The organism is Burkholderia metallica, assembly GCF_001718555.1.
Classification (GTDB): Bacteria; Pseudomonadota; Gammaproteobacteria; order Burkholderiales; family Burkholderiaceae; genus Burkholderia; species Burkholderia metallica.
Genome location: NZ_CP013402.1, coordinates 811,144 through 837,009, shown reverse-complemented (window position 1 = coordinate 837,009; position 25,866 = coordinate 811,144). Strand labels below are relative to the sequence as shown.

Genomic DNA, 25,866 nt, shown 5'->3' with positions numbered 1-25,866 from the left:
CTTCACCGGAAACCACGATGCAACACAGGAACAGGACGATCGGTGTGATGGGCTCCGGCAAGGAGCCGTGGCCCGCGTTTTCGGAGCCGCTCGGCGCGTGGCTCGCGCAGGCCGGTTTCAACCTGCTCACGGGCGGCGGGCAGGGCGTGATGCTGGCGGTCGCGCGCGCGTTCGCGGGCGTGCCGGGGCGCGCGGGCCGGTCGATCGGCATCCTGCCGACGCAGGCCGATCCGGTCGCGGGTTTCGTGCCGCTCGACGGCTATCCGCATCCGTTCGTCGACATCCCGATCCTCACGCCGCTGCCGCGCCGCGAGCCGGACGCCGCGCCGGACACGCTCAACCGCAACTACGTGAACGTGCTGAGCAGCGACCTGATCGTCGCGCTGCCGGGCGGCCACGGCACGGCCGAGGAAATTGCGCTCGCGCAGCGCTGGCGCAAGCCGCTCGTCTGCTTCGGGCCGGACGGCGCGTTTCGCGAGCTGGCGGCGGGGGCCGCGTGCACGTCGTCGCTCGACGACGTGATCCGGTTCGTCGAGGATGCGTTTGTAGTGGAGCCGGCGCAGGCGCTGCGATAGATCACGCGGCGGCGGTACCGTGCGTTTGCACTACACGTGCGATTCACGAGGAATCGAGTCGTCGGATAGTCGGTAGGACCGCATTGATCGATTTCTCGGCCGGGCACGAGGGGCTCCGTGCTATCTTGGCTGCAATAGGAGTACACAATTATCGCGGTGAATGATCTTCTTTCTCGTGCCAAAGCAGCTTGCGGAGTGCAAAAAGACTGAAGACAGGGAAAACTGCCATGCCTCTTGAAACGGTGCGACTGGATCGCGTTTTTGGTGTCGTACAGACGTCGCAGAACCGCAAGCAGGTCACTCTATTCGGCTTCGAAAATGCAGGTCGTAAGGAGTACTCCGTAGCCGCACCCGGCGCACCCCGTATCGAATCCGGAATGACGATTACCGCCTATCTCAAAGAGACCGGAAACTGGCAGACTTTGATCGGGTGGCGTGATCATAAGAACGGTGAGCTCGTGTGCGAGCCCGAAGGTGGGGCAATTTTCTTTTGCGTGTGGAGCATCCTGGTTTTTTGCGCGACAGTGCGCGGCTTTTGGGACCGGTCACTAACTCTGTCGATAATCGCGGTAGTGATGATAGCTGTATTCGGGTGGAGCATTCGGAACATTCGCTTTCTGCGGAAAGTTCGTCGCGAGCTGGAGGCGTCGGCGCTTCTCTGTGATATGCAGCACAGGTCCTAGCCGAAGCGAGTTCATCGGGCTCGATTCGGCCACAACCAGCCACTCGTACGCTGCGACGCATCGACACTTAAACGTCCGCTTCGGAGCGAACAACGGCTGTACTCCGTCGACGGGTTTGAATGCACCGCTCCGTTGTCGCATTCAGGTATCGGAATGCGGTCACTGCACCCACAACCAACAACACAACGGAAGCGATTAGCGCCTGCTCCATGCCGCGCATGAATGCGATCATCTCGGTATGGCGGACCAGGAAGCCGGACAACGCTACGCCCATCACGCCTCCGACCTGGCGGGCCGCGTTCAGCAAACCGGACGCAATACCTGACTGCGCACTGCATACCGCAGCAAGCATCGCATCGGTAATGGTCGGTATCGTCAAGGCGATCCCGCTGCCAGCCAGCAGCATGGGCAACGCAAGTAGCCAGTGGGACTGCGCGGCAAGCGCCGGCAGCATCGCCAGATAACCAACAGCGGAAATCAGCATGCCGGCCGTTGCCAGTATGCGTGCCCCGATCCGGCTCGCCAGTCGCCCGGCGACGACATTAACGATCATGAGAACACACATCATCGGCATGAATGCCACGCCCGCGCGGACGGGCGTCATATGCCAGCCCCACTGAAAGAGCAGGCTCAATGTAAAGACGATGCCGTAGAAGACGAGATTCGCGATCATGCCGATCACGGTCGTGCTGCGAACCGTCCTGTCCCGCCACAACGCGGGCGGCAGCATTGCGGCGGGATTGTCCGCTTGCAACCGGATGAATGCGATACCCGACGACAAGCACAGTGCAAATGCGCCGAGAATGACGGGACTCTCCCAACCCAGCGAGCTGGTTTCAGTCAACGCGAACGTGAGCGCAGCCAGTGTGAGGGCGCCCGTCAGTTGCCCGGGAATATCCAGGTTGCGGCCGCGTTGTGCGTGGGTGTCGGGCGCAAAGCGCCACGTCATCCAGATGCCGACGACGCCAAGGGGCACGTTCACCAAGAAGATGCTGCGCCATCCGAGTGCAGTGACAAGCAATCCACCGATCAACGGGCCGGCGGCCAGCGCGATACCGCCGCCTGCTCCCCACCATCCGATCGCCCGGCTGCGCGCCGCAGTGTCCTGAAATGCCAATCGCAGGATGACGAGCGAATTCGGAACCAGCAGTGACGCGCCCACACCCTGGACAAGACGCCAGGCGATCAGTTGCGGCAGGGCCCATGCAATGCCGCAGCCGATCGACGCAAACGTAAAGATTGCGTAGCCGACCATGAATGCGCGCTTTGCTCCGTACCGGTCGCCGAGCGCGCCCGCCAACAGCAGCGATGATGCGAAGACGAGCGCATACGCATTAACGACCCATTGCAGACCCGTAATGTCTGCCCGGAATGCGGATCGCAATGCGTCGAGCGCGACATTGACGACGCTGACGTCGACCAGCACGACGACGAAACCGAGGCATGTCGCGATCTGAACCAGTCCAGGATGGAGTTTTGAGGGTGTCTGCATTGGCGATCCTTCGAATTTGGAAGGCGCAGCGTAAAGGATCGCCCTCTGTGCGGATATTCCGTAAAATCGCACGTCAACCCGGAGAAAATGCACGGATGTTCGACTGGGAAAACCTTCGCTTCTTCGTCGCCATCGCACAATCGGGCAGCCTCTCGGCAGCAGCCCGGCGGCTGAAGGTCGACCACGCAACGGTCAGCCGACGCTTGAGCGCACTCGAAGCCGAGTTGAACATGCGCCTTGTCGATCGGTTGCCACGCGCCTGTCGACTGACCGCCACGGGCAGTCAGATTCTCGGGTTCGCCGCGAAGATGGAGGACGACGCCTTCGCCATCGAACGGCTGGCCCTGGCAGAGCAGGCGCCCATGCAGGGTACAGTGACGATTAGCGCGCCGCCGGTCCTCGCGAATAATCTCTTCGCGAACCACCTGCATGCGTTCGCGCAATCGCATCCCGGCATTCGGTTGGCGATTGCCAGTCAAGCGCAAAGCGTGTCGCTGGGGCGTCGTGAAGCAGACATCGCGGTGCGCTTGTTTCGTCCCGAGGAGCCACGAAGCGTCACCCGCAAACTCGGCGAAATGTCCTTTGGTTTATATGCAAGCCGTGAATACGCGCAGGCGTCGCAATCGGAAAATTGGGCATTCATCGGCTATGAAGAGCAATACGCAGAGATGCCCCATCAGAAGTGGCTCCAGTCGATCGCCCAAGGTCGCCGAATCGTCTGCGAGGTGAGTGATATCACCACACAGCAGGCGGCCGCCCGCACGGGAGTTGGTGTTGCAGGCCTGCCAGTGTTCATGGGCGATCGTGATCCCGCACTGCAGCGCCTGCCATTCGACGGTGAGCCTTTCCATCGCGAAATCTGGCTGGTCGTGCACCCCGATCTGAGGTATTCCGCGATGATTCGCGCGGTCATTGACTTCATCGTGGACGTTGTCCGTAAGACATTCGAGCCGATTGCCGGATCGTAATGTCATTCGACGCTCGCAAACTTGGGTGTCCGTGTCCGATATGCATGATTGAGGACATTCTTTGCGTGGATTCACGATTGTCCAGATAGGGTCAGGTTGAGCCAGTCGCGGCTTGTCTGAGCGGCCATCGACCGCGTTCGGCCAGGAAGAGACTCTCGGTCTTCGCTTGGCTGCGACGCTCGAACGACGCGTCCATCTCGAAAGCGGCCGTTTAGACGCTCGGATCTTGAATCGGCTATAGGCGTCTCGGCGTCAAGCGCTTGCCGGAACTTGGTCCGACCTGCTACGTGCTCGGCGAGGCAACGCTTGAGATGTAGCTCAGCAGCGGGGAAATCTTCTGCCCCGTCCCGTAACCATGTTTCGTTCCGACCACGAAGCTAAAGCGATTGTTGATCGTGCGCGTGACGGGCGCTGTTATCGCGGGGGAGCGTGAACTTTCGCTACAATTGAACCCGATGCGCCTGTATTTTAGCGGGCGACCCTTCGACTCAAGGAAGGAGTACCAGGGAAACGTTTCGATGCGAGCGAGCAAGCGGCAAATGGTGGTGGATACCGCGACGCGACTCTTCTCGATACACGGCTTCCAGTCGGTCGGTATCGAGCGGATTATCAGCGAATCCGGGGTTGCGCGGATGACTTTGTACCGGCACTTCGCTGGCAAGGACGATCTGATCCGCGAGGTCCTTGTCCAACGGTACGCACTCATCTTCGCAAGCGTCGAGCCGCACATATATGCGCAAGACGACCCCACAGACAAAGTGAAAGCGGTCTTCGACTGGTATGGAGCGTGGTTCCGGGCTCCCGAGTTTGCCGGCTGCCTGTTTGAGCGTGCGCTTGCTGAGTTCGGACGGGATCACCCGAACATATCGGAGGTCGCCATTCGCTACCGTCTGGACATGACACGGCTAATGGCATGCACGCTGGAAGGGATACTCCCCACTGCGAAAGCAGCATGGTTGAGCGGGATCTTCATGTTGCTTCTCGATGGCGCCACCGTAGAAGCCCGAGCGTCAAACAACACCCAGTGCGCTACGGAGGCTTGGCATGCGGCCGAAACCCTTCTGATGCAGTATCTGCCAAGCTCGCCTCCAGCAAGAAAAATCTCACAAACAGGGAAGTAACATGCCCGCGTTGGCGATTGAGCCGGCGGGTCTGTACACGTACGTGTTCGCGGCTATCCGCACAGATGGATCAGCGGCTAGGACCCGGATTCCAGAAGGTGTGACACAAAGCCGACGCAAATATGCCTGCTCGCAACTTGACCATAAAATAGACCAACCGGTATCATTTGACGCGCGCCGGCAGGTTAGTTGGCGTGGGGTGGGACACGATACGCGGCGTGCGCCTTCAGAACGGCGCAATAAATGGCAACGTTAAGGGGCTCGCAATGTTTTCAGGTCAACGGAACGTACTGACAGGCGCGCTGCTGGCATTGGCGTTGATGAGCGGCTGTACATTGCCGCAAAGCAAATACGCAATGACGCCCGAAGAAGCACAGCTCTACCAACTTCAGTTGCAGAAGTCGCAAGCGGCAGCCGAGGCTTATAACAAGACCCCAGAGGGAAAAGCAGCAATCCGCCAAAGGTTTGAGCATGATGCTCAGTGGGAGGCCGACCAGCAGGCTGCGGAGGGCGCAGAAATCCAGAAGCGTATGTCGCCGAACTATCGACCGCCGGCACCGCCTGAACAGCACATGTGCTCGATCAACTATGGGGACACGGTCGGATTGGTGCCTTGCCCATAGTGCGAAGTGTCGTCGGGATACAGGTCGTCGCACCTGATTGCAGGGACGGCCTGACGGACAGCGTGGGTGGATGCCCCCAGGATGTTTCCGTACCCCCAACCTCAGGTCGGGCGACTCTCTGCCATGGAGCTTTGCCAACTGGACGCCTTTCAATTGACCGATATCGCATTCCTTTGATGACAGGTGGACCCATGTCGAATGTACGGACTGTCTTGAAGGCCCTTTCTGTCGCATTGGCCGCAGGTGCCTTGCTCTGTGGCGCGGCAGCGTCTCGGGCGGCTTCTGATAATGCCAGCCCGAGCGCAAATGGAGCGGTCGCACACGAGCTCTTCGATAAGGGAGACGACTATTTTTGGGTCTTGGTGCGCAATCCAAAAAATGACGGCTACCAATGTTCAATCAGTTTCGTGACCCCCAATGGAACATATTCAATTCATGGTCCAATGGATGCGGAAATGGCAAAGTCGGGGTCCGGAATGTTGTGGTTCGAAAGTCCGCGTATTCCAAAGACCGCTGACTCGACGCGGCGCGTGATGCTCGCTGTTCGTGGGAATGACGGCACGTTCAACTGGCCTGCCCTGCAGACTACCATCGGGAATAAGTCAAACGGCACGCTTATGGTTGCCGTGAAAATCATGTCGGTGCTGAAGGAAAAAGCGGACACGAACAACCTTTCGGTTTCTCTCGCCGGTAACGAGGTGTTCAAGGCCAAGCTGGTCGGACTGCAGGCGGCCTATGCGCGGCTCGCCGGATGTATGGCGGAACATTCGGGAAGCTAGCGTCAACAAATCTGCACTCCAAAATTTCGGCTGCGGACGCCGTTCACACGGCATCATGTCACGCTCAGTCGTGATCGGCTCGTCAGCGACCTGACGCCACCGGATTTGGCAGACCTCGGCATCAGGCGTGTTCAGTCTCGCAGCGAGCGTGACGCGGGCGCGCTGCTGTCTTCGCAGAACCCACGTTTGAAAAATCACTCCTCCCGTGCGCCGGTAGTTGGCCGCTCGCTGACCGATGATGCAAACGGGTTCGGCAGAAAATGCCGCCCGTACTGGCGCGGTATCGTGCGTCAGCTTGAGCATACTGGCTCAGACTGACGGCAAGAGCTCATGATGAAGGGCTCGTCGCTCGACACGCATCCAGCAGCCGTCAACATGATTCCGCTCAAGGTTGCGTGGCCGTTGTGCCCCTAAAGCAGCCATGCGCAGTACGTGGCGTTGTGTGACCGGTCGGGGTCGCTAAGAGTCATTCTCGTCGCCGCTGAACCGCTATTCGCTGTCGTGCGGCGTTCCTAGCGTCGGCGTCGACGCGACAGCGAGATAGTGAACATTACCGCTATAGCCTGAATGCCCGCTCAAACCCGGATGTCGTACATCGCGTGACCGCAGCTGCGCGCTGCGACGGCAGCTCGGGGCGTCAGTTCCAGATCCACGCGTTCGCGCAGCTGTGAGACGAGCGGCGTCGACCGCCGTCGTCCGGCCGGGCGGCGTGACGGGATTCCCCGAACGGAGCGGGCGGCCGCCACCGCTGCGTCGGCCGCCACCCGCTGTCGGGCGTCGCATGGCTTAGCTGTCGCCCTTTTCGAGGACGTTCTGCGTGAGCGTGACCGACGGAATCGTCGGCTTGAGCAACGCGCGGCGCGCGCGGCCGCTCAGCCAGGTCCAGCCGGCGACGAGCAACAGCGCGACCAGCGGAATCGACGCAATCGTCCACGTGCCGTTCGGGTAGTCGAATGCCATCAGGACCAGCACGCCGAGCAGGAACAGCAGGGTCAGCCACGACGTCAGCGGCGCGCCGGGCATCCTGAACGACACGTCGTCCACGTCGCCGCGCTTGACGGCCGCACGGAATTTCATCTGGCAGACGACGATGAACCCCCACGTGCTGATGATGCCGAGCGACGCGATATTCAGCACGATTTCGAACACGCTCGACGGTACGAGATAGTTGAGCAGAACCCCGATCACGTAGATTGCGACCGTCACGAGAATGCCCGCGTACGGCACGGATTGCGCGCTCATCCGCCCGAGGAACGCGGGCGCAGAGCCGCCCATCGACAGCGAACGCAGTACGCGCCCGGTTGAATACAGCCCCGAGTTGAGACTCGACAGCGCCGCCGTCAATACCACCAGGTTCATCATCGAACCAATACCGGGAACGCCGAGCGCGCCGAAGAACGTGACGAACGGGCTTTGCCCCTCCTTGTACGCGCTCCAGGGCAGCAGGCAGACGAGCAGGACGACCGATGCGACGTAGAAGATCGCGATGCGCCAAATCACGCTGTTGATCGCCCGCGGCAGCACCTTGCGTGCATCCTTGCATTCGCCGGCGGCCGTGCCGACCAGTTCGACGCCCGCGAACGCGAACACCACGCCCTGCACCAGCACGAGTGCGGGCATCAGTCCATGCGGGAAAAAGCCGCCGTTGTCGGTGATCAGGTGCATGCCCGTGTCATGGCCCGCGACGTGTCCGCCGGTGCCCAGGATCACGGAGCCGATGCCGAGAAACAGCACGATCGCAGCGACCTTGATCAGCGCAAACCAGAACTCCATTTCGGCGAACCATTTCACGCCGATCAGATTCATCGTGGCGACGATGCACAGCGCGATCAACGCGAAGATCCATTGCGGAATACCGGCGAACGGCGTCCAGTAATGCATGTAGAGCGCGACAGCGGTGATGTCGACGATGCCGGTCATCGCCCAGTTCAGGAAATACATCCAGCCCGCGACGAACGACGCTTTCTCGCCGAGGAATTCGCGCGCGTACGACACGAAGCTGCCGCTGCTCGGCCGGTGCATCACCAGCTCGCCGAGCGCACGCAGGATCAGGAACGAAAACACGCCGCACACCAGGTAGACGATAGCGAGCGACGGTCCGGCCATCTGCAGTCGCGCGCCGGCTCCGAGAAAGAGCCCCGTGCCGATCGCCCCGCCAATCGCGATCATCTGGACCTGTCGATTGCCGAGCGTCTTGTGATAGCCGGCCTCGTGGGATTCGAGCCAGCTGCGTTTGTTTGTATCGCCGGTCGGCGACGGTTCGGGGATCGATGCCATGGCTGCACCCTCTTGCATTGCGGGATCGCGTTCATCCCGATCGGGTGGCGATCGGGACCCACCGGCACCTGCAACCACGGCGCACGAGCGCGCGTCGGGCTTCCTGGTCGCAGCTCGCCGATGGTGGCGAGAGGCACGGTCGGAGACGACAGTATTCAGCCGTTATTCCGCTCACAAACAGCATGCAAATTTGGACTAAGCCTGTTCGAATCCCTGCATAGGGAAGGAAGGAGCCCTATCACTTTGTTCCGATTGCCCGTTCAAACGCGGGTTCCGCGGAAAGGATGACGGTGATTACCGACGGTGCGACGGCGTCCTCGGCAGGTTGTCACCTGTCTTCGCAACGCCGGGACCAGGTGACGAGTTTGTCGCGCGACACTCAAGCCCACGAGTTTGCGACAGCTCTCCGTTTCCCGATCGATGCCGGCCGGCGAAGCGACACTTTTATTTCGCAAACGGTGACGACTTTAGTGTGGTCTACGATAACGGACATCGCCGATCGCACGCGTACCTGGGGCGTTAGACAGGCCTGAACGGCGACGCAGCAGGTCGAACGCCACGATGTGGCTCGCCCCCGAAATTCCGACGCCATAGAACGGGATCAAGGCCATCGGCAGCGTCTGGATGCCGGACATGCGGGGATCGTTGAGCAGGAAGTAGGTCAACCCGGTACCCACTGCCACGACGAAATCGGCAAACCCGAACAGGTGGAAGACCAGATACCGGTTGCGTGTCTTCGGCAGCAGCGTAACGCCGAGGGCCAGCAATCCTGCGATGAGGTCGCCCCATCCCGCGTTCCGCACGAAGGCCTCCGGCAGGAGGTCATGCGCCCCGTACCAGAAGAAGACCAGCGCGGCCCCGATGCGCCAGATGTGGAATGCGGTCAGCGTCCGCAACCCGATGGTCTCGATGTATGCGCGAAACCCGCTGGACAGTGCGTATACAACGACCGGCGCCACGATTCCCAAAGCGATGAGGCCCGCGAGCGACAGCGGGTAGACAGCACGATAGACGCCCGCTTCGGCAGCGGCGGCAACAGCCAGTCCCCAGGCGATCAGTACGCCCAGCAAAACGCGCGGGCCGCTGCGTTTTCCGACTTCAGCTATCTGATTCATTGTAGACATCCGTTAGTAAAACTAAATGGTAGATTCGCTTCCAGCCCCTTACAGAAGTGATGCCGGAGCGTTACAGTTCGCCCTTTCTACCGTCTTCGGAGAGCTTCAGAAGCGGCGTCGAGTTGAACAGGTTTTCCGGCTGCACACGCTCCCATAGGCTTCCCTTGCCTTGCTGCCGGCCGCGCTCGTCTTCGCGATGGAGCCACTGTTCGACGGTCCGGATACGGTTCGGATGGATTTCGTCGAGCAGTGCGTAGTCACGCTGGATCACACCGTGCTTCCAGATGTTCCAGAACCCGGTGAAATTTTCTCGAAAGCTCATCGTGCTCTTGTCGTTCGGATCCGAGTTGTATCCGGCAGGCAGGCTCGCGGCCATCTTGAGCGGGCCGTTCCAGTACGTCTCCAGATCCGTGTCGATATAGCGGGCCGGGTGCCCGGTCACCTGCTCGAACGCCTCGGCTAGTTTGTGGTACTCGACCTGCTCGATCGCAACTTCGAGATCCATGCCGTTCGAGCGCTCGGGATGGTCGAACAGCCAGCGTGCGTAATAGCCGCAATCGTCCAATGCAACGTGGGGCACCGAGCCGTTGCCGAGCGGCACGCGCCAGGTCAGCACGCCGTCCTCCACGAGCGGCATCATGGGCGTCATGGCCGAAATCGCCATCTCCATGTAGGGCCCCGTGGTGAACACGGCCGCGCCCATGCGGTCCCCGTTCGTCTGGTTCTGGAACAGGATCCATTCGCCGATGCGGCCTTTGCCGTCATAGTGGCCGGCGCGGAAACGGGAGTCGTAGCCGGCTTTCTTGAGTGCGTAGTCGAGGTTGCCGTACACGAAGAACTTGATGCCTTCTTCCAGCGCGATTTCGTAGCATCGGATCGCCCAGTAGATCTCTGTTTTCTCTCCGGTGTTGAACCCGTCGAGATTGATGTATGCGCCGTCGCAGCCGCGGAAGCCTTCTCGCAGGACGGCTTCGTCGGCGAAGGTGCCTTTCAGGATGGATACGTTGCCGAGTGCGAGCAACGCCTTGGCCCGCCGGGAATCCGGATTCCGGGTCAAAGCCCGAACAGAATATTTGCCATCGGCGACGAGCGCGCTGACGACGGGCAGGCCCTGCGCGCCCGTGCCGCCAACGACGAAAATCCGGGAAGTGGCGTAGGAGGTCATGGTCAATTCCTCAAGTTTGATTGAACGGGCATCGGCACCGGCAACACCGGGCATCGGGGCGGCCACTCACTCTTATAATAAGAGTGAGTGGCCGCCCCGGCAAGTACTTTCCAGTTCCCCGGAATAAGGAGGAGCCGGCGGCGCCTGGTGGAATCGTTCTGCGTGGCTATCGCCACTCTTATAATGAGATTCACCCGGCGGAGATCGTCGGACTACGAGGGACACAGCGCATGCGCTCGAAAGGTTTTGACGGAATGGTGTGCTCGATCGCTGGAGCCATGGCGGTGATCGGCGACCGGTGGGGTTTGCTGATCCTGCGCGATCTCGTCCTCGGCCTCAGCCGATATGACGAGTTTCGCCAGTCTTCGGGCATAACCAATGCGACGCTCAGCGATCGACTCAAGCATCTGGAGGCCAATGGCCTCGTCGAGCGCCGACGCTATCAGGTCAATCCGGATCGATATGAATATCTGTTGACCCGAAAGGGCTGGCAGATCGCTCCAGTGATGCCGGTGCTCGCCGAGATAGGGGATAGCCTTGGTGTTTCCGGCGCATCGGCGCCGCCGATGAAGTTCGTGAATCGAAAGACTGGGGCCGAGGTACGGTGGAGCTTTGTCGATCAAGAGACAGGTGAGCCGGTCAGCGCCCCGGATGTGGTCATCAAGGAAGGCCCCGGGGCGGACGATCTGCTCCGCTGGCGCTTGTCGCAACGCGAGCGCCGCCACCAGAAAGCATGATCAGGACAGCGAAATATTCAGCGAGAGATATCGTCTCCGTCATCGGACCATCCCGCCCGTGCCTTATTGCACCCACTGGCGAAACGAGAGACAAACCTCTCGAGGCATGAATCTGCATCGACAGGATTCCCGGCCCACGCTTACGGCGCGAATGCCCGTTGCACTTTGCAGCACCGTCAACGTTATCAGCGCCCTCCTGGGTGCCAGCGGCGCGGCATGAATCGCTTCGGCTGTCATCAAGATCTCGCTTGGTGCACTCAGTCCGATTGAATGTCGGACGACCCTCGGGCTGACGACGTAAACCAGTCCAGGAATTCCACCGCTCGCCAAGGCGAGAACCGGCCCGATTCAGGTGATTCAGGACGTAGCGGACGGCAAGCTCAAGCCGTGGCGTGCGGCTGATCGGCCTGGCGGCTTGATAGCGGTAACACAGGCGGTGCTGCCGCAGTTCAGCGAGCGCCCGGCCGGCGTCGTCGTCAACATGACATAAGCCGTCACGCTGCGGGCACGCCCTCCGGTCTCTGCGTATACTGGCGAGCAAGGCGGCGGTGAACGCGTTCACCGAGTTGATGGCGCTCGAACCCGGGCAGTTCGGCGTGCACGCGCACCTTGTGATGCCGGGGCGCGTGCCCGAAACCCGCTTCGCAGAAAATGGACGGCCGCATTTGCAGAGGCATGAGGCCTGAACCGCGCCGGTGCAAAGCGTCATGCCGGGATTGAGCGGGCCGGGCCCGATCACGCCTTCGCACGATGGCGCCGAAGCGGGGCGGCGTGCGGTGACCAATGCAGCGAGTCCGCTGCGGATTCCTGCGGGCGCCGACGCGATGGACTGGGCGGTGGCGAAATGCCCACTCACACGCCGCGCCGTAAAGCTTGTCACGGCGCCGACGTCAGTGGACTGAACTCGAGCGACCACCGCCGCGCTCTGCGAAGCACGCGAGCGGGCAAACTGCGATGGCGGGGCGTGCTGACAACACTTGAATGTACCTTTCAGGACCGTAAAGGAGATTCAGATGCTGTACGAACTCACGACGCTTTCGTGCTCCCTTCTGGAACAGGACGCCGTATCCGACGGTGCGCGCCGCTGGGTGTCCGATACCAGCGCGACGGGCATCGTTCTTGGGTCGTGGCGCACGGAGATTGGCGAGCTCGGTCGAATCATCGTCCTGCGCAAGTTCGAGACCCTGTCCGAACTCCAGCAGGAACGTGAGCGGGCTTATCTGGACCAGCGGCCGTTTCATGCCGAGAACCCGCGGATCCGGATAGACATGGAAAGCTATGCGCTGTTTCCTTTTCTGCCGGAAGTCGAACCCACGACATTGGGCAAATTCTACGAGTTTCGCCGCTACGCGTTGAAGCCCGGTGGCATTGCGCCAACCATCGCGGCCTGGGAGAAGGCCGTCGGCCCGGCCAAAGCGTACACATCGCATCTGGTCGCGAACATGTACGCACTCGACGGCCCGCCTCGCATCACCCATATCTGGGGATTCTCCAGCCTCGAGGAGCGTATGGCGTTACGCGCACGTCACTATGCCGAGGGGCTATGGCCGCCTGATGGCGGCCCGCAGCAGATCGAGCAGGCGACCTCGACGATTTGCCTGCCTGAAGCGTGGTCGCCCATGTGCTGAAGTCATGCGCGTGACGTGCAGGTCCAGCGCGCGTCACCGGCGAATATCGATGGATGCACCTGCAAGCTTCCAAACCCGTACAGACTACCGGGACGACAATGACGATGACAGACAATCCAACGATCGCCCTCGTTGGGCCGGGGGCAATCGGCACGACCGTGGCAGCGGCTCTCCATGAGGTCGGCCGCACACCGGCCATTTTTGGCCGCTCGGCGCACGAACACCTTGAACTGCGCTTCGACGGCGGTCGCATCGCGGTGCCGGGACCCGTGCGAACCGATCCCGCTGAGGTCGAAAGCACGTTCGACCTGGTCTTTGTCGCAGTGAAGTCCACGCAGGTGGAGGCAGCGGCGCCGTGGCTGTCTGCGTTGTGCGGCAACACGACTGTGGTCTGCGTGTTGCAGAACGGCGTTGAACAGAAAACGCTCTTCGCGCCTTACGTGCCCGCCAGCACAGTCCTGCCTTCGGTGGTATGGTTTCCTGCCCAACGCGAATCCGACGCCTCGGTCTGGCTTCGTGGCAACGCGCGCGTTACGTTGCCGGACACGCCGGAGAGCAACGTTGTCGTTTCGGCATTGAGCGGCACCCGGTGTTCGGTCGACGTATCGGCCGATTTCACGTCCGTCGCGTGGCGCAAGCTGCTACAGAACGCGGTCGCCGGTTTAATGGTTCTTGCGGGCCGTCGCGCCGGCATGTATTCCCGCGCCGACATCGCCGCGCTGGCCCTTGCTTATCTCCGGGAGTGTCTTGAGGTTGCCCGGGCCGACGGCGCGACGCTGGGCGACGAGGTTCCGCAAGAGATCGTCGATGCATTCCAGCGTTATCCGGCCGACCTCGGCACGTCGATCCTCGCTGACCGGCAGGCAGGCCGCCCGCTCGAATGGGATTGCCGAAATGGAATCGTGCAACGACGTGGTCGACTGCATCGCATCCCTACGCCGATCAGCGATCTGGTCGTGCCGCTTCTGGCGGCCGCGAGTGATGGGCCCGGCTGACACTGACCTGCCCCCAGCAAACCGGGCCAGTCGGTATCGAGTAGACCGCTACGGAAGCCCCGGCAGGCCCCGCTACCGAAACGCCCGCATCTGCCCCGTCATCATCTGCAGCATCTTGTTGGCGGCCACCGAGAGCTTGCGGCCCACGCGCGTGACCATGTGCGCTTCGGCGTTCTCGAGAATCGGATGCGCGATCTCGATCGCGAACAGCTCCCTGGCCTGCAGTTCGGCCGTCACCGCGAAGGCCGGCATGACCGAGATGCCGAGTCCCGATTTCACGAACTCCTTCAGGATTGCAAAGGAATTGGTGGTGACAACCGGCGTGAGCCGCACGCGCTCGGCGTATTCCACCGCCTCCATCATCTGCCGCGTGCCGTAGGACGGGTGAGTGGCCGCCAGCGGGTAGGTGGCGAGCTGCTGCACGGTCAGCACCTTGTGGCTGCGGCGCGGAAAGTCGGGGCCGACGATCGCCATCATCGGCTGCCGCTTCGACGCACGCGACACCAGCTTGGGCTCGGCGGGCGGGTTGTACACCAGGCCGATCTCGCCCTCGTCGTTCGAGATCTTGCGGATCACGTCATTGGTGCTGCCCACGTCGAGGTTGACGCGGATCCCGGGGAACTGCCGGCAGAACTGCTGCATGGGCCCAGCCAGCAGGTCCGAGACGAAGCCCTCGCCGAGCACCAGGCTGACCTCGCCGGTCTTGAGGCCGCGCAGTTCCTGCAGGCGCGAGATCAGGTCGTCGCGGTGCGCGAGCTGCTCGCGGAAATACTCGATCACGCAGCGGCCCGCCTCGGTGGGCGTCACGCCGCGCGCGTGGCGCTCCATCAGGGTGGCGTCGAGCTCCTTCTCCAGCAGCCCGATCTGGCGGCTCACGGCCGAGGGCGCCACGTCGAGCCAGTCGGCCGCGGCGCGGATCGTGCCGCAGCGCACGGCCTCGTAGAAATAGACGATCCGGCTGTCGGTCAGGGTATCGCTCATGATCCTGGTGTTCTAAAAAAGAGAACAAACTCAATATTGGCGTTGATTGATTATACGGATTGCCCGACCGAACATCGTGACCATGCAAGGCGTGCGCAAGCTGGCGCGCCGGCCTCGAACCAACAGCTAACGGAGTCGTCGGATGAAAACGGTGGGCGTGATCGGTCTGGGTAACATGGGGCGCGGCATGGCGGGGTCGCTGCGACGCGGCGACTACACGGTGCTCGGCTACGACGCGGCGCCCGGTGTGGCGCTCGCGTTGGCCGAACAGGTGGGACTGTCGGCGCGCGATTCGGTGGCCGAGATTGCGCGCGACGCCGACGTGCTGCTGCTGTCGCTGCCGACGTCGGCGGTGGTCGAGGCGGTGGTGCTGGGCGCAGGCGGCGTGCTCGAGAGCGCGAGACCGGGCACGATCGTGATCGACACCACCACGGCGGATCCGGACAGCACGCGACGCGTGGCCGCGGCGCTGGCCGAGCGCGGCATCGGCTTCGTCGACGGCCCGGTGAGCGGCGGCCCGAAGGGCGCGGCCACCGCCACCATGACCATGGTGCTGGGCGGCTCGGACAGCGATATCGCGGCCATCGAGCCGATTCTCGCGGCGATCAGCGCCAAGCGCGTGCACGTGGGCCCGGTGGGCGCCGGCCACGTCACCAAGCTGCTCAACAATCTGCTGACCGGCGTGCACCTGCTGGTCGCCAGCGAGGCGGTGCGCACCGCGCGCGCGGCCGGCGTCGATCCGGAAAAGCTGGTCGAGGCGCTCAACGGCGGCTCCGGCCGCAACAGCGCGACGCTGACCAACTACCCGACCTGGATCTTCAACGGCAAGTTCGATTCCGGTTTCACGATGAAGTTGATGCGCAAGGACGTGCGGCTCGCACTGGGCCTGCTGGATCAATTCGACAGCATTGCACCGGTGGCGCGCGAGGCCGCGCGCGTATGGGCCGCCAGCGAGGGGGCCGTCGCCGACGGCGAGGACTTCAACCGCATCGTCGACTTTCTCGACCCCGCCTGAGACCGGGCAGCCCGCGCCACGATCCCGCTCGATCCACAGATACGGAAACCTGACATGACTCAGCACGCAGACCAGTTGCTTGCCGCCTTCGCGCATTTCTTCCCCGGTGCCGCCACGATCGGCTCGTATATCGACGGCGAGCTCGTCGCCGGCCAGGGCGACACGATCCAGCTTTACGATGCGGCGACGGGCGAGGCCACGCTCGCGTTTCGCGACGCCGGCGCAGCCGTGATCGACCATGCCGCCGAAAGCGCGCACCGCGCACAGCGCGAATGGTGGGCACTCACGCATGCCGCGCGCGGCCGCGTGATGCAGGAGGTGGCGCGCGCGATCCGCGCCGAGGCCGAGGCGATCGCGCGGCTGGAAGCGCTGGGCTCGGGCAAGCCGATCCGCGACTGCCGGGGCGAGGTGGCCAAGGTCGCCGAGATGTTCGAATACTACGCGGGCTGGACCGACAAGTTCTACGGCAGCGTGATCCCGGTGCCGACCTCGCACCTGAACTACACGCGGCGCGAGCCGGCCGGCGTGGTGCTGCAGATCACGCCCTGGAACGCGCCGGTGTTCACCTGCGGCTGGCAGGTGGCGCCCGCGGTGGCGATGGGCAACGGCGTGCTGCTCAAGCCGTCGGAGCTGACGCCCTTCACGTCGCTGGCGGTCGCCAGGCTCGGCGAAGGGGCCGGGCTGCCGCGCGGCCTGGTCAACGTGCTGGCCGGCTTCGGTCACACGGCCGGACAGGCCGCGATCGCGCATCGCGTGGTGAGCAAGGTGGTGTTCGTCGGCTCGCCGGCCACCGGCGCGCGCATCGCCGAGGCCGCCGCGCGCCGCGTGCTGCCCTGCGTGCTGGAGCTGGGCGGCAAGTCGGCCAATATCGTGTTTGCCGATGCCGACCTCAAGCGCGCGGCGTTGACCGCGCAGGCGGCGATCTTCGCCGGCGCGGGCCAGAGCTGCGTGGCCGGCTCGCGTCTGCTGGTGCAGCGCGCGGTGTACGACGACTTCGTCGCGATGGTGGCGGCCGGGGCGAAGAAGATCCGCGTCGGCGCGCCGCTCGACGATGCGACCGAGGTGGGCCCGATCAACAATCGCAAGCAGTACGACCACGTGATGTCGATGATCGAACGCGGCGTGGCGGCCGGCGCCACGCTGGCCAGCGGCTCCGCCGAGCGCGTCGGGGAGGGCCGCGGCGGCTACTTCGTGGCGCCCACCGTGCTGGCCGGCGTGTCGAACGCGATGGAGGTGGCGCGCACCGAGATCTTCGGGCCGGTGGTGGCCGCGATCCCGTTCGACACCGAGGAGGAGGCGATCGCGATCGCCAACGACACCGACTTCGGCCTGGCCGGCGCGGCGTGGACCACCGACGTGGCGCGCGCGCATCGCGTGGCTGCGCAGGTGAATGCCGGCACCTTCTGGGTCAACGGCTACAAGACCATCAACGTGGCTTCGCCGTTCGGCGGCTACGGCATGAGCGGCTACGGCCGTTCGAGCGGCGTCGAGGCGCTGTACGAATACACGCAGACCAAGAGCGTGTGGGTCGAGACGGCCGAAGCGCCGCCCACCGCGTTCGGTTATCTGTAATCACCGGCCCGCATTCGACGGCAGCCGGGCTTCAAGGGGAGACTCGTCATGGAACACGCACTGGGTATCGAACGCCGCGAGCTGGGCGGCGCGGCCACCGCCAAGGTGTTGCTTTACGCGGCCGGCATCTTGCTGGTTGCCGAGTGGATCGGCTCGTTCACGTTCAAGCTCGGACCGGGCAAGGTCGTGCTGCTGCCGATGATCTGGGCGCTGCTGCTCGGCGCCGCGGTGGGGCTGGCCAGCGCGCGCTGGAACAGCCGCGCGCGCCTGAGCGTACCCGACCAGTTCTTCGCGGCCGCGATCCTGCAGCCGGCGCTGCTGCTGTTCGTCTCGAAGCTCGGGCTGATGGTGGGCAGCGCGCTGCCCAAGCTGGCGTCGGCGGGCTGGGCGCTGGCCTTTCAGGAATTCGGCCACTTCGTCGGCACCATCCTGCTCGGCCTGCCGCTCGCGTTGCTGCTCGGCATCAAGCGCGAGGCGATCGGCGCGACCTTCTCGGTGGGCCGCGAGCCGAGCCTGGCGATCATCGGCGAGAAGTACGGCATGGATTCGGCCGAGGGCCGCGGCGTGCTGGCCGAGTACCTGACCGGCACCGTGTTCGGCGCGGTGTTCATCGCCGTGTTCGCGGGTTTCGTGAGCAGCCTCGGCATCTTCGATCCGCTCGCGCTGGCGATGGGCTCGGGCGTCGGCTCGGGCAGCATGATGGCGGCCGCTTCGGGCGCGATCGCCGCGCAGCAGGACCCGGAGACGGCGAAATCGGTGCTCGCCTTCGCCGCGGCCAGCAACCTGATCACCACCACCATCGGTACCTACTTCACGCTGTTCATCTCGCTGCCGCTCGCGGTCTGGGGCTATCGCGTGCTGGAGCCGCTGATCGGCCGCACCACCAAGGCGTCGGCGCAGCCCGAAGCGGCCAGCCCGTCGCTGGGCGACGTGCGGACCGAGGCGCCCGCGCTCGGCTACGGCGGCAAGCTGCTGGCCTGGATCGTGACGGCCGCGATGGCGCTGGTGTGCGACTGGATCGCGCACGGCACGACACCGCTGGCGGGACTGCCGGGAATCGCGATCATGGTGTGCGCGACGATCGTCGGCGATGCGCTGGCGCGCGTGACGGGGCGGCGGATTCCGGCGGTCTGCTGGGTGTCGGTGGTGGCGATGTTCCTGACCTCGCCGTGGTGCCCGTGGGCGTCGCAGATCGCCGCGCTCAGCTCGCACAACGATTTCCTCGGGGTCACCACGCCGATGCTGGTGTTCGCGGGGCTGTCGATCGCCAAGGACATCCCGGCCTTTCGCCGGCTCGGCTGGCGCATCGTGCTGGTGTCCTTCGTGGCCAATGCCGGCACCTTCATCGGCGCGACCCTGGTGGCGCAGCTGTTCCATATCTGATGCCTCGCGGCGCGGCGGCGGCCGGCATGGACCGGCACGCCGCCGCGTCGTGACGACCGACAAAAGCGCTTCTATCCGCATGAAACTGATCGATTCCATCGTCGCGCACGCCGACGAACTGACGGCGATACGCCGCGATATCCATGCCCATCCCGAGGTGGGCTACGACGTGTTCCGCACCGCCGAACTCGTTGCCGAGCGGCTCGAGCAATGGGGTTATGCCGTCACGCGCGGCGTCGGCCGCACCGGCGTGGTCGGCACGTTGAAGCGCGGCGGCAGCGCGCGCGCGATCGGCCTGCGCGCCGACATGGATGCGCTGCCCGTGCAGGAGGCCAACACGTTCGCGCATCGCTCGACGGTGCCCGGCGCGATGCATGCGTGCGGCCACGACGGGCATACCGCCATGCTGCTGGGGGCCGCGCGCCATCTGGCGCGCCATGGCGAGTTCGACGGCACCGTGCAGCTGTTCTTCCAGCCGGCGGAGGAGTCGGGCGGCGGCGCGCGCGCGATGATCGAGGACGGCCTGTTCGAGCGTTTCCCGGTGGATGCCGTGTTCGGGCTGCACAACTGGCCCGGCATCGCGGCCGGCGATTTCGCGGTGCGGCCGGGGCCGCTGATGGCGTCGACCAGCCTGTTCCGGATCAACTTGCGCGGTGCCGGCTGCCACGCGGCCATGCCGCATCTGGGCCGCGATCCGGTATTCGCGGCGGGGCAGGTGCTGAATGCCCTGCAGGGGATCGTCACGCGCAACCGGAATCCGATCGACGGCGCGGTGCTGTCGGTCACGCAGGTGCATGCGGGCGAGGCGATGAACGTGGTGCCGACCGATGCGTGGCTCGGCGGCACGGTGCGGACTTTCTCCGATGCGACGCTCGACCTGATCGAGACGCGCATGCGCGCCGTGGTGGCCGCGACGGCCGCGGCTTTCGATTGCGAGAGCGACGTGGATTTCGAGCGCCAGTATCCGGCTACCGTGAACGACGCCGAGCAGACGGCCGTGGCGGTGGCGGTGATGCGCGAGCTGGTGGGCGACGCGCATGTGAATGCCGCCGTCGATCCGACCATGGCGGCGGAGGACTTCTCGTTCATGCTGCGCGAGAAGCCGGGTTGTTATGCATTCCTCGGGAACGGGGTAGGCGACCATCGCGTGCATGGGCATGGCGGCGGGCCTTGCCTGCTGCATAACGCCAGTTACGACTTCAACGATGCGTTGCTGCCGGTGGGCGCGAGTTATTTCGTGAGGCTGGTGGAGCGGGTGTTGGGGCGGTAGGGGGGCGAGACTGGCGAGCGCCGCCGGGGTGATCCCGGTATCGGTGGCGCTCGTGGAATACGTTCTTTCAGTTGCTTGCCGGGGAGCGGGATGGGCAGCGCACACTCGATGACATCCGGCTCGGAACCGGTTAACCGCCCGACGGCCCCGGCCGGCTGAAACGCTGCTCGATCACCTCGGTTCCCCATTGCGTGCCCGCGGCTTCGCTCGTCAGCGTGAAGCCGAACGACTCGTACAGATGGCGCGCCGCATCCAGCCCCTTGAACGTCCACAGGTAGGTCTCGCGAAACCGGTGCGCGTCGACGAAGCGCATGGCTTCCGTCATGAGCCGGCGGCCGACGCCCGACCCGCGCAACGCATCGTTCACGATGAACCAGCGCAGGTGCGCGACGCCCGTTGCCGGATCGCCGTCGATGGCGAGCGACGCGAGTGTCCGCCCGTCTTCCTGGAACAGCCAGAGCGCCTTGCCGTCGGCCGGCAGCCTGCCGGCGAATTCGGCCAGTCCGGTCGCCACCTGCTTTTCGAAAAAGGCGCCGAATCCCCAGTGCTCCGAATAAAAGCGCGCGTGAAGGCTCGCGATATCGCCGATGCAGCCCGGCTGGTAGCCTTCGCGAATCGACGGCGCAGCGGGCGCCGCGGCGGGCGCCTTCGCGGCGTTGTCCCGTGCGAGGGCATCGGCATACAGCGCGAGCGAGCGCAGCAGCGCCTGCTGATCGGCCGGCATCATGCGGCGCAATGCATTCGACACCTGATCCGTCGCGAACGTGTCGATTCGTTTCTGGAGCTTTTTGCCGTCGGCGGTCAGGTACAGCTCGGTCGCGCGCGCATCGTCGCTCGACACGCGCCGTTCGACGATACCGGCCGCCTCGAGCCGCGCGAGTTGCCGGCTCGTGTTCGATTTGTCCAGCCGCAGGATGTTGGCCAGATCGCGGGCGTTGATGCCGGGCGACGTCCCGATCTCGAGGATCGCGTGCACGGCCGAAGGCGCCCAGTCGCTGTCGGCCAGCGTCGCGCGCATGAAGCCGAGCTCGCGAACCAGCTTGCGGGAGAAGTCGCGCAACTCGAGGATGGTGGCGTCGCGAGGCTTGGCGGGAGCGTCGATGAGGTCCATGGTGGGCCCGAAAGGTTGCGGATCGCAATCAATAATAGTTGCGGGTCGCAACTTGAGCAAGGTGGATTTTCATGGGGTCGGGGCGCTGCTTCCGCAGGCCGGCGGCGGCGTATCGCGAGGGCCGGAGTGGTACTGGCGCCGATGGCGGCGCGCCGCGAATCGGACGCATACTGGGTGTATCCGGCCGGCCTGCCATTCAATACGAGCGAGGGCGTCGGCCGGTCATCGATCCGCGGCCGCGGACAACGGAGCGCACCATGAACAATCTGAAGCCGATGACGATTGCGTTGCTTGCCGGATGCGGGATCAGCGCCGGCGCGGTCTACGCTGCCGGCAGCCTCGATGCGCCGCCTTGCAGCGCGGCGCAGGTGGCGGAGCAGGGCGGGATCGCCGCGATGCCGGGCACGTCGGTCCGCAGCTTTTCGACCGCCGGTTGCTCGGGCGCGGTGCTGCAGGGCGAACGGGCCACCGCGACGGTCGACGGCGACCGGGTCGAGCTGCGCGGCGGCACCGTCTACGTGAACGGCCGATCGTACGGTGCCGTCACGCCCGCGCAGACGGTCGAATACGAAGCCGCGCACGACCGCCGCACGCTGAAGGTCGACGGGAAAGTCCGCACGCCGGTGCGCTGAGTCCCGCTTCGAGTCCCGCAGCCGGTGCACCGACGCACCGGCCCGCAAACGGCTCAGTGCGGGGCGGTTGCCGCGACCGCTTCGACAGGACTGCCGGGCGGCTGGCCCGTTTGCCGGCGCGAGCGGCCCGAGCTCAGGTACGCGGCGATCGAGTCCTGAGTGATCTCGCCGAGCCACACGCCGTCCGGGTCGAGCACCGGCATCCACGACGCGCTGTACTGGTACATCTTCGACAGTACGATGCGCAGGTTGTCGTCCGCCGCGACGCCCGCCGGGAACGGCGTCACGCGTTCGCCACACACGCCGCCGCCGTCGGTGCGCGCCGCGCGGCGCGTCACGTAGCCGAGCGCGCGGCCCGCGTCGTCGAGCACGGTCAGGTAGCGGCAGTCGGTTTCGTCCATTACCGCCAGCGCATGCGCGAGCGGCGTATCGACCCGGGCCGTTTCGGGCTGCGTGGCGGCGTCGCCGGCCTTTACCAATAGCAGCCGCTTGAGCGTGCTGTCCTGGCCCACGAACTGCGCGACGAATTCATCGCGCGGGCGTGCGAGCAGCGTGTCGGGATGATCGTATTGCACGAGCCGGCCGCGCCGGAACACGGCGATGCGATCGCCGAGCTTGATCGCTTCGTCGATATCGTGGCTGACCATGATCACGGTCTTGTTCAGTTGCCGCTGCATCTGGAAGAACTCGTTCTGGATCGATTCGCGATTGATCGGGTCGACCGCGCCGAACGGCTCGTCCATCAGCAGCACGGGTGGATCGGCGGCCAGCGCGCGAATCACGCCGATGCGCTGCTGCTGCCCGCCCGACAGCTCGCGCGGATAGCGTTTCAGGTACAGCTTCGGATCGAGCGCGACCATCGACATCAGGTCGCGCGCGCGTTCGGCGCAGCGCTTCTTGTCCCAGCCGAGCAGGCGCGGCACGACGGTGATGTTTTCCTCGATCGTCATGTTCGGGAACAGGCCGATCTGCTGGATCACGTAGCCGATGTGGCGCCGCAGGTCGACTTCGTCGAGCCCCGCCGTGTCCTCGCCGTTGATGAGCACGCGGCCCGAAGTGGCGGCGATGAGCCGGTTGATCATCTTCAGCGTGGTGGTCTTGCCGCAGCCCGACGGGCCGAGAAACACGCAGATTTCTCCCTCGGGCACCGACAGGCTCACCGAGTCGACCGCGCGTACGGCCTGGCCGTCCTTGCGCGTGAAGGTCTTGGTCAGTTGGTCGAGTTCGATCATGTCTTCTGCACTCCCTTCGGTGTCAATGCACGCTGCAGGATCTGCAGCAGCCGGTCGGCGACGATCGCGAGCAGGCTCACGAGCACCGCGCCCACCAGCAGTTTCATCATGCTGCTCTGGCCGATCGCGCGCAGGATCAGCGTGCCGAGCCCGCCCGCGCCGACCACGGCGGCGATCGTCATCACGCCGATGTTCATCACGACCGCGGTGCGCACGCCCGCAAGAATCACCGGCACCGCCAGCGGCAGTTCGACGAGGCGCAGGCGCTGCCACGCGGTCATGCCGATGCCGGTGCCCGCTTCCTTGATGCCCGCATCGACGTTGTGCAGCGCCAGGTAGGTGTTGCGCATGATCGGCAGCAGCGAGTACAGGAACACGGCCGTGATCGCGGGCGCGGCGCCGATACCCTGGCCGAAGCGCGAGAAGATCGGGATCATCAGGCCGAACAGCGCGATGGACGGCAGCGTGAGCACGAGGGTCGCGACGCCGAGCAGCGGGCCGGCGAGCCAGTCGTGGCGATTGATCAGGATGCCGAGCGGTACGCCCGCGACGATCGCGCAGCCCACGGCGATCGCGACGAGCCACACGTGCTGCAGCGTGAGCTGCAGCAGCTCGGGCCAGCTCGATGCGAGATAGTCGAATACGCTCATCGGGTCTCCTTCACGGTAGCGAATGGGTGCGCAGGAACGCGTCGGCGACGTCGCGCGGCGACTTGCCGTCGAGGTCGACCGCCTTCGCCATCGCCTGCATCGCGTCGTTGTCGAGCGCGGCCGACAGCGCGTTGAGCTGCGCCGCGAGCTTCGGGTTGCGCTCGAGCGTGCCCTTGCGCACCACGGGCGTCGCGTTGTACGGCGGGAAGAAGTGCTTGTCGTCCTCGAGCGGCACGATGCCGAAGCCCTTCACGCGCCCGTCGGTCGTGTAGACGAGGCCGATCTTCAGCTGATTGTTGTGCAGCGCCGTGTAGACGAGCCCAGGGTCCATCTGCTTCAACTGCGCGCGGCTGAACTGCATCCCGTAGGCGGCGAGCAGCGGCTTCAGGCCGTCGGGGCGGTTCGCGAATTCCGCGTCCATGCCGAATACGTAATGCTTCGCGGCCGGATCGGTCTTCAGGTGCTCGGCGAGCTGCGATACGGTGCGGATGCCGGTCGCCTGCGCGAGCTGGCTCGGCAGGCCGATCGCGTAGGTGTCGTTGAGCGGCGACGCGTCGAGCCACACGAGCCCGCGCGGCACGTCGAGCGCTTTGACGCGCCGGTACATGTCTTCGGGCGACAGCTTGTCCTGGATCTTGTTGTAGACCAGCGCGGCCGTGCCCGTGTAATCCCACATCAGGTCGAACTGGCCGTTTTCCAGCGCACTGCGCGCGAGCGTGCTGCCGAGGCCCGAGCGGACTTCCACGTCGTAGCCGCGCGAGCGCAGGTACTGCGACGTGAGCTCCGCGAGCACGTATTGCTCGGTGAAGTTCTTTGCACCGAGCACGAGCTTCGCGGCGAATGCGGGCGTGCCGGCCGCGACGCACAGCGCGCCGGCGGCGCACAGGCGTGCGAGATATCGAAGGGTGCGGTGAAGCATCATGCCGTTCCTCCGTGGCGTGCGAGCCAGTGGCGGCTGCCGGCCGCGACGATGCCGTCCAGCACGAGCGCGAGGATCGCGGTGAGCGACGCGCCGAGCAGCAGCAGCGGCTGGTTGTCGAGGTAGATGCCGGGGAAGATCAGCGAGCCGAGGCTGTCCGCGCCGATCAGGTACGCGAGCGGCGCGGTGCCGACGTTGATCGCGAGCGCGGTGCGCACGCCGCCGACGATGATCGGCAGCGCATTGGGCAATTCCACGCGCACGAGCGACTGCCAGCCCGTCATGCCGATGCCTTTGGCCGCTTCGCGCAGCGCGGCCGGCACGTTCTTCATGCCTTCGTACGCATTGCGCGTGACGGGCAGCAGCGACGCGAGGAACAGCGCGACGATCGCGGGCACGTTGCCGATCCCGAAGATGCCGAGCGCGATGGCCAGCACCGCGAGAGAAGGGATCGTGTTGCCGATGTTGAACACCTGCATGAAGCGCTCGGCCTGATGCTGAAAGCGCGGGCGGCTCAGCAGCACGCCGGCCGGCACGCCCACGACGATGGCCAGCGCCATCGAATAGAAGACCAGCAGCATGTGCTGGCCCGCGTAGTACGCGAGATCGTCCGCGCGCTGGCGGAACGTGTCGGCGCCGATACCGCGCGCCAAAGCCCATCCGACCAGGATGATGGCCATCAGGCTGCCCACCAGCTGGACAGTGCGTCGAGTCATGTAGATACGCCTCCTCGATCTCGGTGCGGCACTCGCGCAGGCGCGCGCCGCGTGGACGCCGGATGGCGCCGCGATGGAAGTTCGTGATCCCGGCATGGCCGCGATTTGAACTGACGGAAACAGTCCTGCCGGCCGCAACGAGGTGCGACTGGCGGTCGAGTGAACGCAATGCTGCGTTCGTCTGATTGTCATGTTCAGCCCGGCGGCGCCGTAACGGCGAGGCGCGT

The 25,866-nt window shown here is 64.6% G+C and carries 25 protein-coding genes; 15 read left to right on the top strand and 10 right to left on the bottom strand.

What is annotated here, in order from left to right:
• The first annotated feature begins 17 nt into the window (after positions 1-17).
• Both WJ16_RS19550 and WJ16_RS19545 read left to right on the top strand, forming a co-directional pair.
• Positions 18-575, top strand: a complete 558-nt coding sequence (locus WJ16_RS19550) for an SLOG cluster 4 domain-containing protein (protein ID WP_236858259.1) — start codon at positions 18-20, stop codon at positions 573-575.
• A gap of 227 nt (positions 576-802) precedes the next feature.
• A complete protein-coding gene (locus WJ16_RS19545) occupies positions 803-1,258 on the top strand; it encodes a hypothetical protein (RefSeq protein ID WP_157126827.1) in 456 nt (151 codons plus the stop codon).
• Between the two features lie 67 nt (positions 1,259-1,325).
• Here the strand turns inward: WJ16_RS19545 and WJ16_RS19540 are convergent, their stop codons facing one another.
• Positions 1,326-2,750, bottom strand: a complete 1,425-nt coding sequence (locus tag WJ16_RS19540) for an MFS transporter (RefSeq protein WP_069258688.1) — start codon at positions 2,748-2,750, stop codon at positions 1,326-1,328.
• Between the two features lie 95 nt (positions 2,751-2,845).
• Here WJ16_RS19540 and WJ16_RS19535 point away from each other — a divergent pair, with 95 nt between their 5' ends.
• From WJ16_RS19535 to WJ16_RS34950, 4 genes are all read left to right on the top strand, one after another.
• Positions 2,846-3,718, top strand: a complete 873-nt coding sequence (locus WJ16_RS19535; protein ID WP_069258687.1) for a LysR family transcriptional regulator — start codon at positions 2,846-2,848, stop codon at positions 3,716-3,718.
• Positions 3,719-4,236: 518 nt separating this feature from the next.
• Entirely contained in the window at positions 4,237-4,839 is a 603-nt protein-coding gene (locus tag WJ16_RS19530) for a TetR/AcrR family transcriptional regulator (RefSeq protein ID WP_069258822.1), read from the top strand.
• 218 nt (positions 4,840-5,057) lie between these two features.
• A complete protein-coding gene (locus WJ16_RS34955; RefSeq protein ID WP_157126826.1) occupies positions 5,058-5,462 on the top strand; it encodes a hypothetical protein in 405 nt (134 codons plus the stop codon).
• A 191-nt stretch (positions 5,463-5,653) separates the two neighbouring features.
• Entirely contained in the window at positions 5,654-6,241 is a 588-nt protein-coding gene (locus WJ16_RS34950; RefSeq protein ID WP_157126825.1) for a hypothetical protein, read from the top strand.
• A gap of 786 nt (positions 6,242-7,027) precedes the next feature.
• Here WJ16_RS34950 and ansP read toward each other — a convergent pair.
• The 3 genes from ansP to WJ16_RS19510 form a co-directional block, all read right to left on the bottom strand.
• Positions 7,028-8,518 carry an L-asparagine permease gene (ansP, locus tag WJ16_RS19520; protein ID WP_069258686.1) on the bottom strand — a complete coding sequence of 497 codons (1,491 nt, stop codon included), beginning with the start codon at positions 8,516-8,518 and terminating at the stop codon, positions 7,028-7,030.
• Between the two features lie 467 nt (positions 8,519-8,985).
• A complete protein-coding gene (locus WJ16_RS19515) occupies positions 8,986-9,633 on the bottom strand; it encodes a hypothetical protein (RefSeq protein ID WP_069258820.1) in 648 nt (215 codons plus the stop codon).
• A 70-nt stretch (positions 9,634-9,703) separates the two neighbouring features.
• Positions 9,704-10,798 (bottom strand): NmrA family NAD(P)-binding protein, encoded by a 1,095-nt coding sequence (locus WJ16_RS19510; protein WP_069258685.1) that lies wholly within the window; start codon positions 10,796-10,798, stop codon positions 9,704-9,706.
• A gap of 230 nt (positions 10,799-11,028) precedes the next feature.
• Between WJ16_RS19510 and WJ16_RS19505 the strand changes: the two genes are divergently transcribed.
• The 4 genes from WJ16_RS19505 to WJ16_RS19495 all read left to right on the top strand — a co-directional run bounded on the left by WJ16_RS19505 (position 11,029) and on the right by WJ16_RS19495 (position 14,158).
• On the top strand, positions 11,029-11,535 hold the full coding sequence (locus tag WJ16_RS19505) for a winged helix-turn-helix transcriptional regulator (protein ID WP_069258684.1): 507 nt from the start codon (positions 11,029-11,031) through the stop codon (positions 11,533-11,535).
• Between the two features lie 548 nt (positions 11,536-12,083).
• Positions 12,084-12,221, top strand: a complete 138-nt coding sequence (locus WJ16_RS34945) for a hypothetical protein (protein ID WP_157126824.1) — start codon at positions 12,084-12,086, stop codon at positions 12,219-12,221.
• Positions 12,222-12,548: 327 nt separating this feature from the next.
• Positions 12,549-13,163 (top strand): NIPSNAP family protein, encoded by a 615-nt coding sequence (locus tag WJ16_RS19500; protein ID WP_069258683.1) that lies wholly within the window; start codon positions 12,549-12,551, stop codon positions 13,161-13,163.
• 98 nt (positions 13,164-13,261) lie between these two features.
• Entirely contained in the window at positions 13,262-14,158 is an 897-nt protein-coding gene (locus WJ16_RS19495; RefSeq protein WP_069258682.1) for an oxidoreductase, read from the top strand.
• Between the two features lie 72 nt (positions 14,159-14,230).
• On the opposite strand, the gene WJ16_RS19490 is transcribed toward WJ16_RS19495, so the two are convergent.
• Positions 14,231-15,139: a LysR family transcriptional regulator gene (locus tag WJ16_RS19490; RefSeq protein ID WP_069258681.1), complete on the bottom strand. Its 909-nt coding sequence runs from the start codon at positions 15,137-15,139 to the stop codon at positions 14,231-14,233.
• A gap of 142 nt (positions 15,140-15,281) precedes the next feature.
• Between WJ16_RS19490 and WJ16_RS19485 the strand changes: the two genes are divergently transcribed.
• The 4 genes from WJ16_RS19485 to WJ16_RS19470 all read left to right on the top strand — a co-directional run bounded on the left by WJ16_RS19485 (position 15,282) and on the right by WJ16_RS19470 (position 20,379).
• Complete coding sequence (locus WJ16_RS19485; RefSeq protein WP_069258680.1) at positions 15,282-16,154, top strand: NAD(P)-dependent oxidoreductase; 873 nt, start codon at positions 15,282-15,284, stop codon at positions 16,152-16,154.
• A 54-nt stretch (positions 16,155-16,208) separates the two neighbouring features.
• Complete coding sequence (locus WJ16_RS19480) at positions 16,209-17,726, top strand: aldehyde dehydrogenase family protein (RefSeq protein WP_069258679.1); 1,518 nt, start codon at positions 16,209-16,211, stop codon at positions 17,724-17,726.
• Positions 17,727-17,774: 48 nt separating this feature from the next.
• Positions 17,775-19,109: a DUF3100 domain-containing protein gene (locus WJ16_RS19475; RefSeq protein ID WP_069258678.1), complete on the top strand. Its 1,335-nt coding sequence runs from the start codon at positions 17,775-17,777 to the stop codon at positions 19,107-19,109.
• Between the two features lie 79 nt (positions 19,110-19,188).
• The gene (locus WJ16_RS19470; RefSeq protein WP_069258677.1) at positions 19,189-20,379 is read left to right on the top strand and encodes a M20 aminoacylase family protein; all 1,191 of its coding nucleotides are present in this window, start codon (positions 19,189-19,191) and stop codon (positions 20,377-20,379) included.
• A gap of 130 nt (positions 20,380-20,509) precedes the next feature.
• Here the strand turns inward: WJ16_RS19470 and WJ16_RS19465 are convergent, their stop codons facing one another.
• Complete coding sequence (locus WJ16_RS19465; RefSeq protein WP_069258676.1) at positions 20,510-21,490, bottom strand: bifunctional helix-turn-helix transcriptional regulator/GNAT family N-acetyltransferase; 981 nt, start codon at positions 21,488-21,490, stop codon at positions 20,510-20,512.
• A 257-nt stretch (positions 21,491-21,747) separates the two neighbouring features.
• Here WJ16_RS19465 and WJ16_RS19460 point away from each other — a divergent pair, with 257 nt between their 5' ends.
• Positions 21,748-22,122, top strand: a complete 375-nt coding sequence (locus WJ16_RS19460; RefSeq protein WP_069258675.1) for a S26 family signal peptidase — start codon at positions 21,748-21,750, stop codon at positions 22,120-22,122.
• 53 nt (positions 22,123-22,175) lie between these two features.
• On the opposite strand, the gene WJ16_RS19455 is transcribed toward WJ16_RS19460, so the two are convergent.
• From WJ16_RS19455 to WJ16_RS19440, 4 genes are read right to left on the bottom strand one after another with little or no spacing between them, the layout of a single operon-like run.
• Positions 22,176-23,354, bottom strand: coding sequence for an ABC transporter ATP-binding protein (locus WJ16_RS19455; protein WP_069258674.1), 1,179 nt, complete (start codon positions 23,352-23,354; stop codon positions 22,176-22,178).
• Positions 23,351-24,004, bottom strand: coding sequence for an ABC transporter permease (locus WJ16_RS19450; RefSeq protein WP_069258673.1), 654 nt, complete (start codon positions 24,002-24,004; stop codon positions 23,351-23,353). Before WJ16_RS19450 ends, WJ16_RS19455 begins: the two co-directional genes overlap by 4 nt.
• 10 nt (positions 24,005-24,014) lie before the next feature.
• Positions 24,015-24,926 carry a glycine betaine ABC transporter substrate-binding protein gene (locus WJ16_RS19445; protein ID WP_069258672.1) on the bottom strand — a complete coding sequence of 304 codons (912 nt, stop codon included), beginning with the start codon at positions 24,924-24,926 and terminating at the stop codon, positions 24,015-24,017.
• On the bottom strand, positions 24,923-25,639 hold the full coding sequence (locus WJ16_RS19440) for an ABC transporter permease (RefSeq protein ID WP_069258671.1): 717 nt from the start codon (positions 25,637-25,639) through the stop codon (positions 24,923-24,925). The genes WJ16_RS19445 and WJ16_RS19440 overlap by 4 nt, the downstream gene beginning before the upstream one ends.
• Positions 25,640-25,866: the final 227 nt, after the last annotated feature.

What these genes read in the sequence shown, in the direction of transcription:
- WJ16_RS19495 (WP_069258682.1), top strand. Translation starts at nt 13,262, where the DNA reads ATGACGATGACAGACAATCCAACGATCGCCCTCGTTGGGCCGGGGGCA.
- WJ16_RS19470 (WP_069258677.1), top strand. Translation starts at nt 19,189, where the DNA reads ATGAAACTGATCGATTCCATCGTCGCGCACGCCGACGAACTGACGGCG.
- WJ16_RS19445 (WP_069258672.1), bottom strand. Translation starts at nt 24,926, where the DNA reads ATGATGCTTCACCGCACCCTTCGATATCTCGCACGCCTGTGCGCCGCC.
- WJ16_RS19455 (WP_069258674.1), bottom strand. Translation starts at nt 23,354, where the DNA reads ATGATCGAACTCGACCAACTGACCAAGACCTTCACGCGCAAGGACGGC.
- ansP (WP_069258686.1), bottom strand. Translation starts at nt 8,518, where the DNA reads ATGGCATCGATCCCCGAACCGTCGCCGACCGGCGATACAAACAAACGC.
- WJ16_RS19475 (WP_069258678.1), top strand. Translation starts at nt 17,775, where the DNA reads ATGGAACACGCACTGGGTATCGAACGCCGCGAGCTGGGCGGCGCGGCC.
- WJ16_RS19485 (WP_069258680.1), top strand. Translation starts at nt 15,282, where the DNA reads ATGAAAACGGTGGGCGTGATCGGTCTGGGTAACATGGGGCGCGGCATG.
- WJ16_RS19450 (WP_069258673.1), bottom strand. Translation starts at nt 24,004, where the DNA reads ATGAGCGTATTCGACTATCTCGCATCGAGCTGGCCCGAGCTGCTGCAG.
- WJ16_RS19505 (WP_069258684.1), top strand. Translation starts at nt 11,029, where the DNA reads ATGCGCTCGAAAGGTTTTGACGGAATGGTGTGCTCGATCGCTGGAGCC.
- WJ16_RS19460 (WP_069258675.1), top strand. Translation starts at nt 21,748, where the DNA reads ATGAACAATCTGAAGCCGATGACGATTGCGTTGCTTGCCGGATGCGGG.
- WJ16_RS19540 (WP_069258688.1), bottom strand. Translation starts at nt 2,750, where the DNA reads ATGCAGACACCCTCAAAACTCCATCCTGGACTGGTTCAGATCGCGACA.
- WJ16_RS19550 (WP_236858259.1), top strand. Translation starts at nt 18, where the DNA reads ATGCAACACAGGAACAGGACGATCGGTGTGATGGGCTCCGGCAAGGAG.
- WJ16_RS19530 (WP_069258822.1), top strand. Translation starts at nt 4,237, where the DNA reads ATGCGAGCGAGCAAGCGGCAAATGGTGGTGGATACCGCGACGCGACTC.
- WJ16_RS19465 (WP_069258676.1), bottom strand. Translation starts at nt 21,490, where the DNA reads ATGGACCTCATCGACGCTCCCGCCAAGCCTCGCGACGCCACCATCCTC.
- WJ16_RS19545 (WP_157126827.1), top strand. Translation starts at nt 803, where the DNA reads ATGCCTCTTGAAACGGTGCGACTGGATCGCGTTTTTGGTGTCGTACAG.
- WJ16_RS19480 (WP_069258679.1), top strand. Translation starts at nt 16,209, where the DNA reads ATGACTCAGCACGCAGACCAGTTGCTTGCCGCCTTCGCGCATTTCTTC.
- WJ16_RS19440 (WP_069258671.1), bottom strand. Translation starts at nt 25,639, where the DNA reads ATGACTCGACGCACTGTCCAGCTGGTGGGCAGCCTGATGGCCATCATC.
- WJ16_RS19515 (WP_069258820.1), bottom strand. Translation starts at nt 9,633, where the DNA reads ATGAATCAGATAGCTGAAGTCGGAAAACGCAGCGGCCCGCGCGTTTTG.
- WJ16_RS19490 (WP_069258681.1), bottom strand. Translation starts at nt 15,139, where the DNA reads ATGAGCGATACCCTGACCGACAGCCGGATCGTCTATTTCTACGAGGCC.
- WJ16_RS19535 (WP_069258687.1), top strand. Translation starts at nt 2,846, where the DNA reads ATGTTCGACTGGGAAAACCTTCGCTTCTTCGTCGCCATCGCACAATCG.
- WJ16_RS34950 (WP_157126825.1), top strand. Translation starts at nt 5,654, where the DNA reads ATGTCGAATGTACGGACTGTCTTGAAGGCCCTTTCTGTCGCATTGGCC.
- WJ16_RS19510 (WP_069258685.1), bottom strand. Translation starts at nt 10,798, where the DNA reads ATGACCTCCTACGCCACTTCCCGGATTTTCGTCGTTGGCGGCACGGGC.
- WJ16_RS19500 (WP_069258683.1), top strand. Translation starts at nt 12,549, where the DNA reads ATGCTGTACGAACTCACGACGCTTTCGTGCTCCCTTCTGGAACAGGAC.